The organism is Priestia endophytica, assembly GCF_026790145.1.
GTDB classification, from domain to species: Bacteria; Bacillota; Bacilli; order Bacillales; family Bacillaceae_H; genus Bacillus_I; species Bacillus_I endophytica_A.
Map to the genome: position 1 here is coordinate 206,972 of NZ_JALAMS010000018.1, position 17,704 is coordinate 224,675.

A 17,704-nucleotide genomic window follows, 5' to 3' on the forward strand; every position below is an offset into this window, starting at 1 on the left:
AAAATGATTGACTTTAAAGAAGATAGGGATTAAAATATAAAAGTTCTAAAAAAAACTGTTCTAAATGGAACAATTCATAAATTTAATATTAAGCGAGGTAAATATGGAAAGTAATGATCTACGTGAAGAGCGTCCTGTAGAGCTTCTTAAATCTTTTTGGAACGTGCAAAAAAATATGATGCAGCTTATCCAAAAAACAGCTGTAAACAATGGACTGTCTGTTCCTCAATATGTCATTTTAGTAACCATCGCACCATATGGGGAGATGCTTCAAAAAACAGTTGTAGAAAAAACGTTTCTTCCGAAAAGTACGTTAAGTCAAGCTGTTGAAGGACTTGTTTTAAAAGGATTTATCGAGCGGCATCATGTAGAAGGAAACCGCAGGGAAGTAGAACTTTTGTTAAGTGAAGAGGGAAAACGCTTTTTAAAAGAGCTTCATGTTAAAAAGAGTGGAATACATGATGTTTTTCAACAAGCAGCTGATGTATTAACAGAAAAAGAATATGAAGGAATTTTACGAACACATAACGAGATTTCTGCGCTTTTAGAAAGAAAAACAGTAGAATAGGAAAGAGGGAAAATAATGACAGTTGAAAGTAATAAATCAGGCAGTCGTAAGCTTGTTTTAACAGGACTTATTATTGCTATGTTTTTTGCTGCTCTTGATGGCACAATTGTGGGAACAGCAATGCCGAGAATTGTCGGAGATCTTGGCGGACTTAGCATGATGACGTGGTTAACAACGTCATACTTATTAACATCAACAGCTGTTGTACCTATCGCAGGGAAGCTAGCTGATTTACTTGGAAGAAAAACAGTTTATGTATCAGGTATTGTTATCTTTATGATTGCTTCTGCCCTTTGCGGATTAGCAACAAACATGACAGAACTTATCATTTACCGAGGATTGCAAGGAATTGGCGGCGGGATTATGATGCCAATGGCGATGATTGTAATCGGAGATTTATTCACTGGGAAAGAAAGAGCGAAATTCCAAGGGGTTTTTGGTGGTATTTATGGTTTAGCTTCTGTTATTGGTCCGCAGATTGGCGGTTGGATTGTTGATTCTCTAAACTGGAAATGGGTATTTTATATTAACCTTCCTGTTGGGATTTTAGCTGCAATCTTTATTGCTATCGGTCTTGAAAAACATGAACGAAAAGGCAAGATTAAATTTGATATTGCTGGAATGTTTACGATGATTGTTGGAGTTGTAAGCTTACTTTTAGCGCTAAGCTTTGGTGGGAAAGACTATGCTTGGGATTCATGGCAAATCCTTGGATTGTTTGCTCTTGCTCTTGTTGGTTTAGTAAGCTTTGTTATGGTTGAGAATAGAGCAGCTGAGCCTATTTTACCGATGTACCTTTTCAAAAATCGAACGTTTACTCTTTTGAATTTAATCGGATTTTTAATGAGTGTTGGGATGTTTGGTGCTGTTACGTTCGTGCCATTCTTTATGCAAGGCATCGTTGGAGTAAGTGCGACAGAATCTGGCACAATTATGACACCAATGATGATTGCGATGATTGTAACAAGTATTATTGGTGGTCAGCTTGTCTATAAAATCGGTGTGAAAGCACAAATTATTACAGGTATGATTGTCATGGCATTCGGTTTCTTCCTATTAACAACACTAAACCTTCATACTAGTCAGCTTACTGCTATATCATATATGGCTATTATTGGTCTTGGGATGGGTCTTGTAATGCCTATTATTACGCTTGCTTTACAAGAAAGCTTTTCAAAAGCAGAGCTTGGAGTTGTGACATCTTCAAGTCAGTTTTTCCGTTCGATTGGTGGGACATTTGGAATTACGGTGTTAGGAGCTGTGATGAATGCAAAGTCTGGCACGCTTTTAACAAACGACTTAGTTCCATACTTAGATACGCTTCCTGCTCAAGCAAGCACGCTTGTTACAAAGTTAAAAGAAATGATTAGCACAAATCCACAAGGACTTCTGCAGTCATTATTTAGTCCAGACGCTGTTAAAGGCATGCCTGGAGAAATAGTTCCTATTCTAAAAACATCTTTAATGGAATCTTTGCACAGCGTATTTTTCGTAGGTTTTGCACTTATTATCGTTGGTGCTTTATTTACGTTGTTTCTTAAAAAAATTAAGCTTGAAAACAAAAAAGGGGAAGCTTCTTCTGAGCAAGAAGAGGGAGTTCCTTCCGCATCACATTAAAAAAGAGAGCCTAGGCTCTCTTTTTTAATGTAAGGAATCAACATATTGCTTTGCTTCAAGAAGAGAAAATCCGAAATGTTCGCGGGCTTTCTTCACTGCTTTTACGTTTTCTCCATCTTTTACGAGCTGCTTCAGCTCACCTTTTACCTCTTCTTCATATTGAAAGAAAGCATCATGCTTATCTTTCAATATGAAGGCTTCTAACCTTTTCATTTTAAGGTCCATCTTTTTTTCCAATTGCGAGATACGACTTGAAATATAAAGAACTCCAAGCACTATTATAAAAAGTATGGTGAATATATCTATGGAAAAACCTCCCTTTTCAAATTTTATCATGGTGAAAAGGGAGTGTATATGGTGATTAATCCAAACTGTTAATATGTAAAAAATCGTGAGCTGTTTTAGCTGTTTCACGAGCTTTTTCTACGCTCTCACCACCGCAGAGGGCAACAGCTAAACGTCTCCCTACAGTAGCATCTGGCTTCCCAAAAACACGTACTTCTGTATGTGGAAGAGCAAGTGCATCCTCCAATCCTCTAATTTCATATTCTTTCGTTTCTTTCGGTGATTTCAATGGTCGGCTTGCGCCATGTGTGCTGAGTTTGATTTCAGTAATAGGAAAACCTAACAGGGCGCGCACGTGTAGAGCAAATTCTGACAGCTTTTGAGTTGCAAGTGTTACAAGACCTGTATCATGAGGACGAGGAGAAACTTCGCTAAAATAAACACGATCTCCTGCTAGGAAAAGCTCCACTCCAAAAAGCCCATATCCACCTAATCCGTCTGTTACTTCCTTTGCAATTCTTTCTGCTTCTTTGAGCTGTTTTTCTGTCATATAATGGGGCTGCCATGATTCAATATAGTCTCCGTTCTTTTGTTTATGGCCAATTGGAGCACAAAATTTAGTTCCATTCACAGCTCTCACTGTAAGAAGGGTAATTTCAGATTCAAAAGAAATAAATTCCTCGATAATAACGCGCGTGCTTTTTACACGTCCGCCTTCTAAAGCTATATTCCAGCATGAGTTTAAATCTTCTTCACTGCGACAAATACTTTGTCCTTTTCCAGAAGAGCTCATAAGCGGCTTAATGACACAAGGGTAGCCTATTTGTGCTACAGCTTCAGTAAACTCTTCATATGTATTTGCAAACTGATAGCGAGCTGTTGGGATGTTCAGTTCTTCAGAAGCAAATCGGCGAATTCCTTCTCGATCCATCGTTAATTTAGTTGCTTTTGCATTTGGAACAACGTTAAATCCTTCTTTCTCAAGACCAACAAGTTCATCTGTTGCAATGGCCTCAATTTCGGGAACGATAAAGTCTGGCTGTTCTTTTTGGATGATGTTACGGAGAGCGTGTGAGTCTAACATATCAATGACATACTGTTTATGAGCAACATGCATTGCTGGAGCATGTTCATAGCGATCAACAGCAACTGTTTCAATACCAAAACGCTGGGCTTCAATCATTATCTCTTTTCCAAGTTCACCTGCACCTAATAAAAGCATTTTCTTTCCGCTAAACATAATTAAACTCCTCCTTATCTAAAAACGAATTATGAATCTTAATTATTGTTTAAAGTTCGGTTTTTAAGTTTATTTAATTCGTTAATAAGATTAATATCTTTTATTAATCCCATTTTAACGTACATTTTACTTTTGTGAAAGAGTAATGTTCAGACTCTTTATCAAACTTAGCAAACCGTATAATATTTACCTTTTGTGACAAAATAAAAGCGATATTGGGAAGAGTTGGTGATGATAATTGAGTGATATATCTTCGTTAAGCACTGGATTAGAAAGGAATTTAGCATATCTTACTCCCTTGTTAAAAGACCAAGCAGACATGTCGCGAAAAGATATTTATATCAAAAAACATGATAGGGCATGTACTATTTTATATTTACAAAATACGTTGAATAGTGAAGCGCTTGAAAAGCTCATCGATTCATTAACTTCAATTGATTACTTAACAGAATTCGAATATCCATTTAAAGAAATTTTATTTTCTAGGATTGGCCTTCTTAAGCAAACAGAGCTTTTCTCATATGAAGAAATATTAGAAGCTATTTTCAGTGGAATGTCTGTCTTGCTTGTGGATGGAATGAATATAGCTTTTTCATTAAATACAATAATGCCTAAAATGAGAGCATTTGCTGAACCAACAACAGAGCGTGTTGTCCGCGGACCAAAGCTTTCCTTTATTGAAAATACGGATGAAAATATCGGGCTTATTCGTCAGTTTATGAAGGATCAAAATTTGATGATTGAGCAAGGTGAAGTTGGTTTGCACGGAAAAGTAAAAATCACCAAACTTTACATTAAAGGTACAGCTGATGAAAAGCTGCTTCAGAGGGTAGAAGAAAAGCTTTCGAAAGTTCAGGAGAGAGATATTGAAGATTCGGGTATGCTTGGTGAACTTCTCGAAGAAGTCCCGTTTTCTCCCTTTCAACAAATTCAAAACACAGAGCGGATGGACATTGCCTTAGCAGCTTTAAAAGATGGAAGAGTGATCATCATGGTCGATGGCTCACCGTTTGTTCTTGTTGTTCCCACGACAATTAACATGTTGTTAAAGTCTCCTGATGATTACTATGAACGGTGGATTGCGGGAACGTTTTTGCGCATACTTCGGTATGTATCTTTATTTATCACGCTTTTTTTATCTTCGATTTATATTTCGCTTGTTTCATTTAATCAAGGATTGTTGCCGACTGAACTAGCGTTGACAATTGCCCAAACACGTGAAAATGTGCCATTTCCACCTTTTATTGAAGCAATTATTATGGAAATGACGATTGAATTATTGAGAGAAGCTGGAATACGGCTTCCAACCCCGCTTGGTCAAACAATTGGTTTAGTTGGAGGGGTTGTTATTGGGCAAGCGGCCGTACAGGCTAATCTTGTGAGTTCAATTATGGTTATTATTGTTTCCATCACAGCGATCACTTCATTTATTGTGCCTCAGTACGGATTTGGTCTTGCCTTCCGGGTTTTACGTTTTGGAGCAATGATTAGTGCAGCGCTTTTAGGTATCTATGGAGTCACTCTTTTCTTTATTATTGTAACCATTCATATTTCAAAACTAGACAGCTTTACGATTCCATACTTTGACCCAGGAGCATCAATTCAAAAAGGGAAGTGGAAAGATTTTATTATGAGGTTTCCATTTCCAAAAATGTAGAGCAATGGTTGGAAATTGATTAAAAAAAGATGTTTGAATGGAGGTAATCGTATGGGCCGAGATGGTGGGCAACTTACAACATTAGATTTTATAGCTTTGATTTCATCTACAATGTTAGGTGTTGGCTTATTAGTACTGCCAAGAACCATTACAGTTAAAGTTGGAACACCTGATGGATGGATTGTGCTTATCATCGATGGCCTCATCTTCTTTGCGGTCATTTACATACTCCTCCAAATCTTAAAAAAGCATAATGTGAAGAATTACTTTGATTATACCCAAGAAGGATTCGGGAAAAAGCTTGGAAAACTCGTTAATTTAATCATGGTTGTTTATTTTATAGGAGTAGCAAGCTTTGAAGTCGTAGCAATGAGTGAAATGGTTCGCTTTTTCCTTTTGTCTGAGACACCTGTAGAGCTTATTATTCTCACGTTTATTTTAACGTCTGCTTATTTAATTAATAGCAATCTTAAAATAATTGCAAAAGTGTGCGTGTTTTTCTTTCCAATTACAATTGCTGTTATTCTACTGATATATGCTTTTGGCCTACAAATTGTGGATATAAAAAACGTTCAACCCGTTCTTGGGCAAGGGATTATGCCAGTTGTTAAAGGAATGAATACGGTTATGCTTTCTTTCTTTGGGATTGAACTTCTGCTCATTTTAAAAGGATTTACAAGCAAAGATACAAAGCTTGTGAAAGGAGCCTTTATTGGTTTTGCTGTTCCGCTGCTTTTATATATTTTAACGTACGTGCTTGTTGTAGCAGGGGTCACCGTTCAAGAAGTAACAACTGTAACATGGCCGACGATTTCTTTTGTGCAATCGTTTGAAGTAAAGGGGATTTTTATCGAACGGTTAGAGTCTTTCTTACTTATAACATGGATTCTGCAATTTTTTACAACGCTTACTCTTTACTACTTTTCAGCTGTCACAGGGCTACAGTCAGTCTTTCGAAATGGATATAAGCCAAACGTTTACATTCTTATTCCGATTATCTTTCTCTTGGCTAATTGGCCGAAGGATACCATTGAAATTTTAAAAATGAGTGATATGTTAGGGTGGATTTTTCCATTTATTTTACTAGCCATTCCCATTATAAACTTCCTGCTTGTAGCAATTAAAAGGAGAGTGAAAGCGAGATGAAAAAAATCTTAATCTTGTTTGTACTTCTTTTTTTAGTTGGGTGTGGAGACAGTCAAAACCTTGAGGATGTTTCTTTGCTAGTTGGTTCTGGGATTGATGCAGGGAAAAAAGGAGAAGTTCATCTTACACAGCAGATTATCATTCCATCTGGAGGTGGAGGAAGTGAGGCAACTAGGCCTTCCTATAAAAACTATTATACAAAAGGAACGACTATTCAGGAATCCATTCGAGATATTGCTCTTAAAACATTCCCAGTGATGAGCAACCACCAGCGCGTGTTGATTTTTAGTAAAAATGCTCTTGACAAATACCCTCTTGACGTGTGGATTAATGAATATATTAGAGACGATAATACAAGAAGAAGTGCGCTCGTCTTTGTGACAAGGGAATCGGCAAAAAAAATTTTATCAACAGGATCAAAGGAAGACATTCCAGCTAATAAAATTTTTGAAATTGCAAATAACAAAACGTCTTCTAATAAAATATTAAAACCGATTACGCTTGGACAAGTGTCAGCAAAGCTTCAGTCAGATGGAAGCTTTGCTGTACAAGGTCTTAAAATTAAAGAGGGGGAGCTCATTCTTGATGGAGTAGAAGTCATTGATGATGGAAAACCAATTGGGCATATGACGCCAAAGGATGTAAGTCATTTGAACTGGCTCATTGGCGATGTTCAAGGTGGAGTCGTTCCAGCAACATATAAAGGAGAACCCATTTCCTTTGAATTTTTCCATATGGTGAAAAAAGAGATTAAGACTAAAATTAAAAATGGAAAACTTCATTTCGATATTTCACTAGAATGTGAAGGGCGAATTGCAGAGAACTGGTACAGAAGTGAAAACTCCTTTAAGAAACGAGATCTTGAAGAAATGGAGAAAGTAATAGAAAAACAAGTAAAAAAAGACGTAGAAGATATTATTCATAAGCTTCAAACAAAATATAAAACAGGTGTTGCGGGTCTTTATCAATATGTTCAAATTCAGCATCCAAAATATTGGAAAAAGCACAATAAAGAGTGGGGGAAAAAGTTTAGTGAAGCTGAAATTAATTATGATGTAAACATTGAAGTTATTGATTTTGGAACAAAAGGATCAACGTCATAAGAAATGTCAAAAAAAAGAGAAATCGGACGAAAAATGTTATATTGTCAGAAGTTTTGACATTAAAATTGAGCATTTCTTTTCATATGGTATAGTAATGATATAAAAGGTAGAATATTTTGAAAAAGAGGAGAAAAATGAACACACTTTCTTGTTTAGAAGACCTCCATCATCTATCTTTATCTCAGAAAGAAAGAATAATGGAAGTTGCAAATACTCTCCAACTTACAGCAGATATTTCAAAGTCAGATATGTTTATTGATTGTTCACTTTCTGAAGATAAAGCAATGATTGTTGCACAAGCTCAGCCTGCAACAGCTTCTTCTTTATATAAAAGAAATATTATAGGAGAAACAGCGACAGAACAAAATGAACCAGGGGTATTTTTTAGCTTAAGAACGGGTAATACCATTACGAATTCACGCGGCATCACCCAAGAATGTGTTATCGTTCAGCAAGATATCGTACCTATTGTTGATAACAAAGGAACTACTATTGGGGTGCTCATAAGAGAGCGAGATATTTCAGAAGAAATGTTGACTAATAAACGGGTTGAAGAGCTGTTAATTCCAAAAGAAAGTGTAGACAGGGAAGGGACGGTGAAATCTCTTATTCAAAAAGAAATTCATCACCGTGTTAAAAACAACCTGCAGATTATTTCAAGCTTGCTTAGATTGCAAACGCGCCGAGCTCATTCTGAAGTATCGGATATCTTGCAAGATAGTGTAGCGAGGATTGAGACAATTTCAATTATACATGATTACTTAGCGCAAGATGGAATAGAAGCAGTGAACATTGTGCTCGTAATGGAGCGAGCCGCTGATATGCTTATAAGCCTAGCTTCTGTGCCAGAAAAAGAAATCTCTCTTTCGGTTAAAGGGGAGCCTACTTTTTTACCATCTAATCAAGCAACATTCGTTTTACTTATTGTGAATGAACTTGTTCAAAATTGTCTCAAACATGCTTTTGAACAACAAAAGAGTGGAAAAATTAGTATTACAGTAATCTGCCGTAAACAAATAGCAAACATTACGGTTGAAGATAATGGTAGAGGAATAATTGAGGACAAGCCGTCCTCGCTTGGACTGCAGCTTGTACATACGTTGGCAGCAGAGCTGAACGGCGTTCTCTCCACTTTTTCATCAGAAGACGGAACAAAAATGACGCTCACATTTCCTATAGCAAAAGCGGTGATGTTATGAAAGACCGAGTGATGGTTGTAGATGATGAACCTATTACACGTCTGGATATAAAAGAAATGCTTGAAGAGCGCGGGTATAACTTAGTTGGGGAAGCTAAAAACGGTGAAGAGGCAATTGAAAAAGCTAAACATCTTGCTCCAAACCTTATCATTATGGACATAAAGATGCCTATTTTAGATGGTGTAAAGGCTTCTTCTATTATAAAGAAACAATCGGATTGTGCAATTTTACTTTTAACAGCTTACAGCGATCAAGAATTAACGATAAAGGCTAAAAAAGCAGGAGTCACAGGATACCTTGTTAAACCTGTGAAAGAAAGGGAGCTCATTCCCGCTGTTGAAATTGCTTTAAGTCAACGGGAGAAAGAGCTAGAACTCTCTAGAAAAATTGCTCTTTTAGAAGAAAAAATAGAGCATCGTAAAAAAATTGAAAAAGCAAAAGGAATTCTAATGAAAGTAAAAGGATATTCAGAGGAAGAGGCATACCGAAAACTTCAAAAAAAGAGTATGGAAACTCACCTATCAATGGTGAAAATAGCGGAACAGGTTATAGCAAAAGTGAATAAATAAAAGCAATGGCGCTTTGAAGACCCTCTACATGTTGTAGGGATTCTTCAAAGCGTTTTTTCGTTAGGAGGAGGAGTTTTGGGCGAATATTGGATAAAAAGTATAGGAATTGACATTGGTACAAGCACAACAAAAGTCATTTTAAGCAGGCTTCTTATTAATGAAAGGAAGGATGGTTTTAGCCTTCCTGTTTGCCGCATTATCGATCGAGAAGTGACCTATACAGGGTCTTTATACGAAACACCTTTAGAAACCAAAGATATGATTCATATTGAAAAGCTAAAGAGTCTTCTTTCAAAAGAGTATCAAAAAGCTAACGTTAACTTAAAAGACATTAAAGGAGGAGCTGTCATTATTACAGGGGAAACAGCTCGAAAAGAAAACGCTGAAAGTATTATTCATTACTTGGCAGATAAAGCAGGAGACTTTGTTGTTGCAACAGCAGGAGATAGCCTAGAAGGTATTCTAGCTGGAAAAGGATCCGGAGCTATGAAACGTTCAGAAGAGATAAATGGAACAGTTGCGAATGTTGATATTGGGGGCGGAACCGCAAATGTGGCATTTTTCCAAGATGGAAAAGCTGTAGCTTCCCTTACTTTCCACGTTGGGGGACGCCTTGTTCGTTTAACAGAAGATGGAGAAGTAGAGTATGTAGCGCCATCCCTCTTTAAATGGCTTTCTTATCGATCTATTAATCTAAAAAAAGGAGACATTTTATCGTATAAGCAAGCTCAAAACCTCTGTCAAAAACTAAGTGAAGACTTGTTTGCTTACTTATTAAGCAACGATAAACAAGGTGGAGAGCTTTTGCTGACAGGAGAACATAATGAAGTGCTTCCTAAGCCTGATGAAATGATGATTTCTGGGGGAGTTGGGGCAATGATGAATGATGTACAAATTCATACAATGAAAGATGCAGCAAGATATGGAGATATTGGTCCGCTCTTAGCGTCTGTAATTCCGACTGCTTTTCCCTTATCAAGTGTGCGTATTAAAAAAGCAGTTGAGACAAATAGAGCAACGGTGATTGGGGCTGGTATGCAAAGCATGGAAGTAAGTGGAGCAACTGTTCATGTGCAAAAAGAACTTTTACCAATCAGAAATATACCGCTTTTAAAAGTAAAAACAAGTAAAAAAGGAGAGTGGAGCTCTCTTGAGTTCTCGAGGAGGTTGAGAGAAAAAATAAGGCATGCAAAAGAAGTGTTTGATACAAAACAAAATCCACCGTTTGCCTTAACGCTCCTTGACATGCCTTATTGTTCGTACGTGATTTTACAGGAAATGGCTCAGGCTATTCATGAAGAAATGGAAAAAGAGTTTCAAAAGGAAAATATTGTCGTTGTTTGCCAAGACGATGTAGCAAAAGCGCTCGGTCAAGCCCTCAAAAAACGGTGCGCTGAGGATGTGAATATTGTTTGTATTGATGGCGTGCAGGTTGCTGATGGAGATTATATAGATCTTGGGATGCCTATTGGAGGAGAAGCGATTTCGGTTTCTGTTAAAACACTTGCATTTCATCAATAGAAGGAGGAAAAAGAATGAACAAAAAAACAACTATTCTCGGACAAACTTATTCTTTTAAAAGTTTAAAAGAAATTATGGCAAAAGCAAATGAAGAAAAATCAGGAGATGAGCTTGCTCGTGTTAGTGCTGAAAATATGAAAGAAAGAATGGCAGCTAAAACTGTACTGTCAAACATTACACTTGCAGATTTTCGTAACTATCCGCTTCTTGAGGATGAAGTAGCTAGAGTGATTGAAGAAAGTGTTGAAGAGAACGTATACAGAGAAATACGAACTTGGACTGTTGCCGATTTAAGGGAGTATATCTTACATGACGAAACAACAGGAGAGCATTTGTTAACCATTTCAAAAGGGTTAACAAGTGACATGATTGCAGCAGTAGCCAAGCTGATGTCTAATTTAGACTTAATTCAAGCAGCTGCTAAAATTCAAGTTATTACCCATTGTCAAACGAAAATTGGACAGCCAAAAACACTTGCATCCCGCGTTCAACCTAATCATCCATCAGATCGATTGCAAGGAATGCGCGCCTCTTTATATGAGGGATTAAGCTATGGAATTGGAGATGCGGTAATCGGGATTAATCCTGTTATTGATACAACAAATAATATTTATGACCTTCTCTTGGAAACAAAAAATATTATAACGGAATTTTCTATTCCAACTCAAAACTGTGTTCTTTCCCATGTTACAAGCCAAATGAGGGCAATTGAAAAAGGAGCACCTGCTGATCTTATCTTCCAATCACTCGCAGGTACAGAGGAAGGGAACGAGTCCTTTGGTATATCCATTTCTCTGCTTGATGAAGCACACCAGCTGATGCAAGAAAAAGGAACAGCACTCGGGCCAAACAGGTGGTATTTAGAAACAGGACAAGGATCTGAACTTTCCTCAAACAGCCATTATGATATTGATCAACTGACTTTAGAAGCACGCTGCTATGGTCTTGCTAAACGTTATAATCCATTTATTGTGAATACGGTTGTTGGATTTATTGGACCAGAGTATTTGTATGATAGCAAGCAAGTAATAAGGGCAGGGCTTGAAGATCATTTTATGGGGAAAATGCATGGACTTCCTATGGGTGTTGATGTTTGTTATACAAATCATATGAACGCAGATCAAAATGATATGGATAACTTGAGTATGCTGCTTGGCACAGCAGGTGTGAATTTTGTTATTGGTGTACCAATGGCAGATGATTGCATGTTGAACTATCAGTCATTAAGCTATCATGATATCGCAACATTGCGAAATGTGCTTAATTTAGCTCCTGCTCCGGCTTTTTCAGCTTGGCTTGAAAATCAAGGGATTACAGAAAACGGAAAGTTAACGAGGGTAGCAGGCGACCCTACCATTTTTATGAAAGTGAAATAGAGGAGGAAAAGAGGATGAGAGAAAAAGAAGAGAAACTTGCTCATTTAAAACAATATACACCAGCACGAATTGGGGTAGGTAGAACAGGTACAAGGCCTCTCACAGGAGATTTTTTGTCATTCCGGATTGATCATGCTGCTGCGGTTGACTCTGTTTATGGAGAAGTTAGTGAAGAAACATTAGCGGAATTTAATCTTTTTTCTGTTACAACTCGTTTTCAAACAAAAGAGCGGTATTTAAAGCGCCCTGATGAAGGGAGACTTCTTTCATTAGAAGGGCGCAATCTTATTAAAAAGGAATGCATAACACATCCTCAAGTTCAAATTGTGATAGCGGATGGATTGAGTGCAAATGCCATTGAAGAGAATATCCGAGATGTATATCCTGCCTTAGTAGATTCGCTAACATCATATAAGTTAACTGTTGGAACTCCTTTCTTTTTAAAGGGAGGAAGAGTTGCCTGTATGGACGATATTGGTGAAATCTTAAAACCTGAAGCTTTTATTCTTCTTATTGGGGAAAGACCTGGGCTTGTTTGTGCTCACTCACTAAGTGCTTATATGTGTTATAGACCAAGGAAGGGAACGAAAGAATCAAGCCGAATGGTCATTTCAAATATTCACCGTCAAGGTACATCGCCTGTTGAAGCAGCAGCGCACATTGGTACACTTATAGACCAAATGTTAGCTCAAAAAACGAGTGGCGTAAGTCTTGTTGTTTAAGAAAGGGAGGTATACGAGTGGAGAAGATTGGAACATACGTTATTTATATTTTAATGCTTTCCGCTATTATTGGAGGAATTGCAGCTATTAAAAATAAAGAAAAAGGAATAGGGAAGGAATTTATGGAAGGCATTCATTCTATCGGTTATATTTTTATCCCAACTGCAGGCATTATGGCGTCTATTCCATACTTATCTCAACTTATTGAATCTATTTTTGGTCCGCTTTTTGTAAAGCTTGGAGCAGATCCATCAATTGCAGCAACATCCCTTATTGCAGTTGATATGGGCGGTTATCAGCTAGCAGAGGCATTAGCTCAAACGAAGGAAAGTTGGATTATGGCTATGATTATTGGATATATGGCAGGAGCAACTATTGTATTCTCTATCCCTACAGGTCTTGCTATGCTCCAGAAAAAAGATCACAAGTATATGGCGCTTGGAGTAATGTCAGGGGTTTTAGCTATTCCAATTGGCGTGTTAGTAAGCTGTTTACTTATTGCATTTACAAATCCCACCATTCGGTCTGCCGTTGCCACAAACTCTTCTGTAGTGTATGAGCTTAGCCTTAGCTTTGGAACAATATTCATGAACCTCATTCCGTTGATTGTTTTTGTAGGTTCTCTTGCAATAGGATTACGCTTTTTTCCAGACAAAATGATTAAAGGATTTATGATATTTGGTCGCGGTCTTGATGCTTTCTTAAAGCTTGTTCTCCTATTCTCCATTGTTGAACACTTTACAGGGGCATTTAGCACTCTTTTTGGAAGTTTTGGATTTAGTCCGATTGTAGCTGATGAACAAGACCAATATAGAGCACTTGAAGTAGCAGGATATATTGGGTTAATGCTAGCTGGGGCCTTTCCATTTGTATACTTGATGCAAAAGTATTTAGCCCTACCTCTTGAAAAAATAGGAAATCAATTTGGCATTAGTAAAGAAGGAAGCGCTGGTATTCTTGCAGCATCCGCGAACATTTTAGCAATGTTCCGTCTTGTAAAAGATATGCCTGCTAAAGATAAAGTAATGAACATTTCCTATGCGGTTTGTGCTGCTTTCTTATTTGGAGATCATCTTTCATTTACAGCGAATTTTCAACCTAACTTAATTTTGTATATTATGATTGGAAAATTCGTAGGGGGAGCATCAGCTCTTGTTCTTGCAAAATACCTTTCTGTTCCAAAAGCAATTGAACTTGAAGAAAAAGAGAAAAAAGAAGAGTCAGACATTGAAACTGTAAATTCAGCGGCTATATAAAGTGCTCATTTTTGAGCGCTTTTTTATTTTATAAGAGTATTTTTATTCATAAAGGGTAAGGAGACCATAAAAGAAATTAAGGAAAAGAAAGGATGATAAAGAATGAACAAGATATATGGGAATACGCCCCCTTTTTTAGGAGCAAAAAATGTGTCAACGGGAAAAGGGATAGAAGAGACAGACGTTTTAATATATGGAGTACCATGGGAAGGAGCTGTAACATGGGGGGACTATACAGGATGTGAACTTGGTCCAAAAGTAATTAGGCTTTCTTCCGCTCGTTATAGCGGCTATTTGCCTGAGCTGGATCATATTGATGTTTTTGAACATTTAAGTTTAGGAGATATGGGAGACGTTGACGTTGTTCCAGCTAGTGTAGAAGAAACAATGGAGCGGATTGAAACATTTTCTAAACGAGTATGGAAAGAGAACAAATTTCCGGTTGTATTTGGAGGAGATCATGGGATTACATATCCAATTATGAAGGCTCTAACGGAGACGCAGCAGGGAAAGAAGTTTGGTATCATTCACCTTGATGCTCACTATGATAATATGGTTTCACACGAAGGAGATGAATTCGCAAGATCAACCCCTTTTGCAAGAATATATGAACTAGATGGAATCCGAAATGAAAGTATTATTCATACAGGGATTCACGGGCCGCGAAACAAACCTGAAAGTGGTCAGTATGCAAAAGAAGCAGGAGCAGAGACTGTTACAATTCGAGACATTAGAGAATGTACAAACATAAAAGAGCTTGCCCAAGACGTTTATAAAAAAGCAAGTCACAATGTTGATGGAGTGTATTTAACGATTTGTAGTGATGTTTTAGATTATGCCTTTAACCCAGGCGGTCCTGTTGATGGAAACGGGTTAACATCTTATGAACTATTAACATTAGTTCATGAATTTGCAAAAAGGGGCATTGTAGGAATGGACTTTGTTGAAGTATATCCTCAGCAAGATCCAAGTCAGTTTTCTGCCCATTTTGTCTCAACGGTTGTTCTCTACGCGCTTGCGGGAAAAATAGAAGGAGAAAGCTAAAGTTTAAGATTTTTAAACTTTAGCTTTTTATTTTGCTAAAAATTGTTTTTGACATCTTTCCGACATAATTGCTTGTTATAGTCTAAATACACTCAAGAAAACGTTAAAAACGTTGAATTGATAAAAACATGATTTAAGAGATCAAAGTTAGTAGAAGTCCGGACTCTATTAGCCTCAGTAAATCATCGTTTTAAATGATAATGAGGTGAAAAAATGAAAAAGTTTATGTACAAAAGAATGGATCTTATCCTGCTAGGGATTATTCTTCTTTCTGCTTTCTTAAACATCTATAACATTTGGAAAAACGATTATGCGAATGCTTATTATACGGCAGCAGTAAAAAGCATGCTCGAAAACTTCCACAATTTCTTCTATGCTTCTTTTGATCCAGCAGGTTTTGTCACAGTGGATAAGCCGCCGCTTACATTTTGGATTCAAACATTAAGCGCTGCGATTTTTGGTTTGCATGGATGGAGCGTTATGTTACCACAAGCTTTAGCTGGAGTTGGATCTGTTGTTCTTCTATACTTCCTTCTAAAACCAACCTTTGGAATTACAGGAGCTAGAATCGCAAGTCTGACAATGGCGATTACACCAATTGTTCCTGCCATAAGTCGTTCAAACAACATTGATAGTATGCTTGTTTTTACTCTTTTAATTGGGGTGTGGATGCTATTTAAAGGCGTTAGAAAAAACAAAGCTATTTGGGTAATTGGAGCTTTTGCCATGATTGGACTTGGCTTCAATATGAAAATGATGCAAGCTTTCATGGTTGCTCCTGCGTTTTATCTTTTCTACATAACTGCAGCAAAGGTGAAGTGGAAAAAGAAAATAGGGATATTAGCAAGTGCAACAGTTGTTATGATGGCATTGTCTCTTTCATGGGCTGTTGTTGTTGATAGTGTCTCAGCAGATAATCGTCCTTACATGGGCAGCAGTCAAATGAACTCTGTGTTAGAGCTTGCTTTTGGATATAATGGTGTAGCTCGCTTAACAGGTCAAGGACAAGGCACACCAGGAGGCGGTGGTGCTGGTGGTGATAAAGGAAATGGAGCTGAGGTGCAGGCTCCACCAAATGGAATGGAACAAGGAGAAGCGCCAGAGGGAATGCCATCAGGAACTCCACCAAATGGTCAAGGTGGACCAAATCAGGCTAATGATACAAACACAACAAATAGTGATAATTCAGCGAGCAATGATTCTTCTAATACAGATTCATCTTCTACACAAGATAGCACAAACTCAGAAACTCAGACGTCTGAAGGTAATGAACAGCGTGATTTTCTAAATAGAGGAGATCAAGGTGGACCAGGCGGTCAAAATGGGGGAGGAATGTTCAATACAGGCACTCCAGGGTTCTTCCGTTTGTTCCAAATTGGCTTAGCAGATCAAATTAGTTGGGTTCTTCCGTTTGCTCTTTTCGGATGCGTTGGTTTACTTTCAGGAATTCGTTTGCGAAAACAGTGGAGTGATGAGGAAAAAGAAAGCCTATTCTGGCTTGCATGGCTTGGTCCTGTTGGTGCCTTCTTTAGTATTGCAGGTTTCTTCCATCAATACTACCTCATCATGTTAGCTCCTCCAATTGCAGCATTTGTTGGGGCAGGATGGGTTAAACTATTTAAGCTTTATCAAACAGAAAAAGGATTTAAATCAATGTTGCTTCCTATTGCAATTCTAGCAACAACTGCTTTTGAAGTCTTTACATTGAAATCTTATATAGATCAAATTGGGATGGTTTGGAGCATTGGAGTAGGAGTAGCAGGGACATTGCTTTCACTAGCGTTATTCTTCTTCAAACAAAAAGAGAAACGAGCGACATATTTTGTGTCCTTAGCAGCCCTTATTGCCATTCTTGTTATTCCTGCTTTTTGGGCAAGCACTCCTATTATATACGGAGATGGAAATAGTGTAATGCCAGCGGCTGGTCCTACAACGATGGGAAATGGAAATATGAAGATGGGTGAAGGACAAAACAGCATCAATGAAAATTTAGTTTCTTACCTTAAGAAACATAGCGACGGGGAAACTTACTTATTTGCTACATCTAATGCCTCTTCTGCTGCTCCTTACATTATCGAAGGTGAAACAGTCATGGCGATGGGTGGATTTTCAGGCTCAGATCCAATTTTAACGACAGAGAAGCTTGAAGAAATGGTTAAAAACAATGAAGTGAAATACTTCTTAATTGGTGGCGGAGGTCCTGGTGGCAGCTCAGATTTACAAACATGGATCAAAGAGCATGGAGAAGAAGTGCCACAAGAAGAATGGAACGGTACGTCGTCGAACAGTGATTCTGATAGCAATTCAAATAGCGGAATGCCTGGTAGAGGAGGCCAAAGCGAAACGCTTTACAAAGTAGAGCTATAAAAGATTTAGATTTGTAAAAGGAGAAACGTTTCTC

15 protein-coding genes are annotated in these 17,704 nt (G+C 37.7%); 13 read left to right on the forward strand and 2 right to left on the reverse strand.

All coding sequences use genetic code 11. The annotated features are described in order from the left end of the window. Positions 1–103: 103 nt before the first annotated feature. Positions 104–568 carry a MarR family winged helix-turn-helix transcriptional regulator gene (locus MOC86_RS14800; RefSeq protein ID WP_268584845.1) on the forward strand — a complete coding sequence of 155 codons (465 nt, stop codon included), beginning with the start codon at positions 104–106 and terminating at the stop codon, positions 566–568. Positions 569–583: 15 nt separating this feature from the next. Continuing rightward, positions 584–2,185 carry an MDR family MFS transporter gene (locus MOC86_RS14805; protein ID WP_268584846.1) on the forward strand — a complete coding sequence of 534 codons (1,602 nt, stop codon included), beginning with the start codon at positions 584–586 and terminating at the stop codon, positions 2,183–2,185. Positions 2,186–2,209: 24 nt separating this feature from the next. Here the strand turns inward: MOC86_RS14805 and MOC86_RS14810 are convergent, their stop codons facing one another. Beyond that, a complete protein-coding gene (locus tag MOC86_RS14810) occupies positions 2,210–2,521 on the reverse strand; it encodes a hypothetical protein (protein ID WP_268585082.1) in 312 nt (103 codons plus the stop codon). Positions 2,522–2,546: 25 nt separating this feature from the next. Continuing rightward, the gene (gene purT / locus MOC86_RS14815) at positions 2,547–3,710 is read right to left on the reverse strand and encodes a phosphoribosylglycinamide formyltransferase 2 (protein ID WP_268584847.1); all 1,164 of its coding nucleotides are present in this window, start codon (positions 3,708–3,710) and stop codon (positions 2,547–2,549) included. A 238-nt stretch (positions 3,711–3,948) separates the two neighbouring features. Between purT and MOC86_RS14820 the strand changes: the two genes are divergently transcribed. The 11 genes from MOC86_RS14820 to MOC86_RS14870 all read left to right on the forward strand — a co-directional run bounded on the left by MOC86_RS14820 (position 3,949) and on the right by MOC86_RS14870 (position 17,670). Then, positions 3,949–5,367 carry a spore germination protein gene (locus tag MOC86_RS14820; protein ID WP_268584848.1) on the forward strand — a complete coding sequence of 473 codons (1,419 nt, stop codon included), beginning with the start codon at positions 3,949–3,951 and terminating at the stop codon, positions 5,365–5,367. A 51-nt stretch (positions 5,368–5,418) separates the two neighbouring features. After that, on the forward strand, positions 5,419–6,513 hold the full coding sequence (locus MOC86_RS14825) for a GerAB/ArcD/ProY family transporter (RefSeq protein ID WP_268584849.1): 1,095 nt from the start codon (positions 5,419–5,421) through the stop codon (positions 6,511–6,513). After that, positions 6,510–7,616 (forward strand): Ger(x)C family spore germination protein, encoded by a 1,107-nt coding sequence (locus MOC86_RS14830; protein WP_268584850.1) that lies wholly within the window; start codon positions 6,510–6,512, stop codon positions 7,614–7,616. Before MOC86_RS14825 ends, MOC86_RS14830 begins: the two co-directional genes overlap by 4 nt. 134 nt (positions 7,617–7,750) lie before the next feature. Beyond that, complete coding sequence (locus MOC86_RS14835; RefSeq protein WP_268584851.1) at positions 7,751–8,815, forward strand: sensor histidine kinase; 1,065 nt, start codon at positions 7,751–7,753, stop codon at positions 8,813–8,815. Then, positions 8,812–9,384: an ANTAR domain-containing response regulator gene (locus MOC86_RS14840; RefSeq protein ID WP_268584852.1), complete on the forward strand. Its 573-nt coding sequence runs from the start codon at positions 8,812–8,814 to the stop codon at positions 9,382–9,384. The genes MOC86_RS14835 and MOC86_RS14840 overlap by 4 nt, the downstream gene beginning before the upstream one ends. Before the next feature lie 75 nt (positions 9,385–9,459). Next, positions 9,460–10,905 carry an ethanolamine ammonia-lyase reactivating factor EutA gene (locus MOC86_RS14845; protein ID WP_268584853.1) on the forward strand — a complete coding sequence of 482 codons (1,446 nt, stop codon included), beginning with the start codon at positions 9,460–9,462 and terminating at the stop codon, positions 10,903–10,905. 14 nt (positions 10,906–10,919) lie between these two features. Then, entirely contained in the window at positions 10,920–12,281 is a 1,362-nt protein-coding gene (locus MOC86_RS14850; protein WP_268584854.1) for an ethanolamine ammonia-lyase subunit EutB, read from the forward strand. Between the two features lie 14 nt (positions 12,282–12,295). Continuing rightward, on the forward strand, positions 12,296–13,003 hold the full coding sequence (eutC, locus tag MOC86_RS14855) for an ethanolamine ammonia-lyase subunit EutC (protein WP_268584855.1): 708 nt from the start codon (positions 12,296–12,298) through the stop codon (positions 13,001–13,003). Between the two features lie 17 nt (positions 13,004–13,020). Further along, positions 13,021–14,259 (forward strand): ethanolamine utilization protein EutH, encoded by a 1,239-nt coding sequence (gene eutH, locus MOC86_RS14860; RefSeq protein ID WP_268584856.1) that lies wholly within the window; start codon positions 13,021–13,023, stop codon positions 14,257–14,259. A gap of 102 nt (positions 14,260–14,361) precedes the next feature. Beyond that, entirely contained in the window at positions 14,362–15,303 is a 942-nt protein-coding gene (locus MOC86_RS14865; protein WP_268584857.1) for an agmatinase family protein, read from the forward strand. Between the two features lie 213 nt (positions 15,304–15,516). Continuing rightward, the gene (locus MOC86_RS14870) at positions 15,517–17,670 is read left to right on the forward strand and encodes an ArnT family glycosyltransferase (RefSeq protein WP_268584858.1); all 2,154 of its coding nucleotides are present in this window, start codon (positions 15,517–15,519) and stop codon (positions 17,668–17,670) included. Positions 17,671–17,704 lie beyond the last annotated feature (34 nt).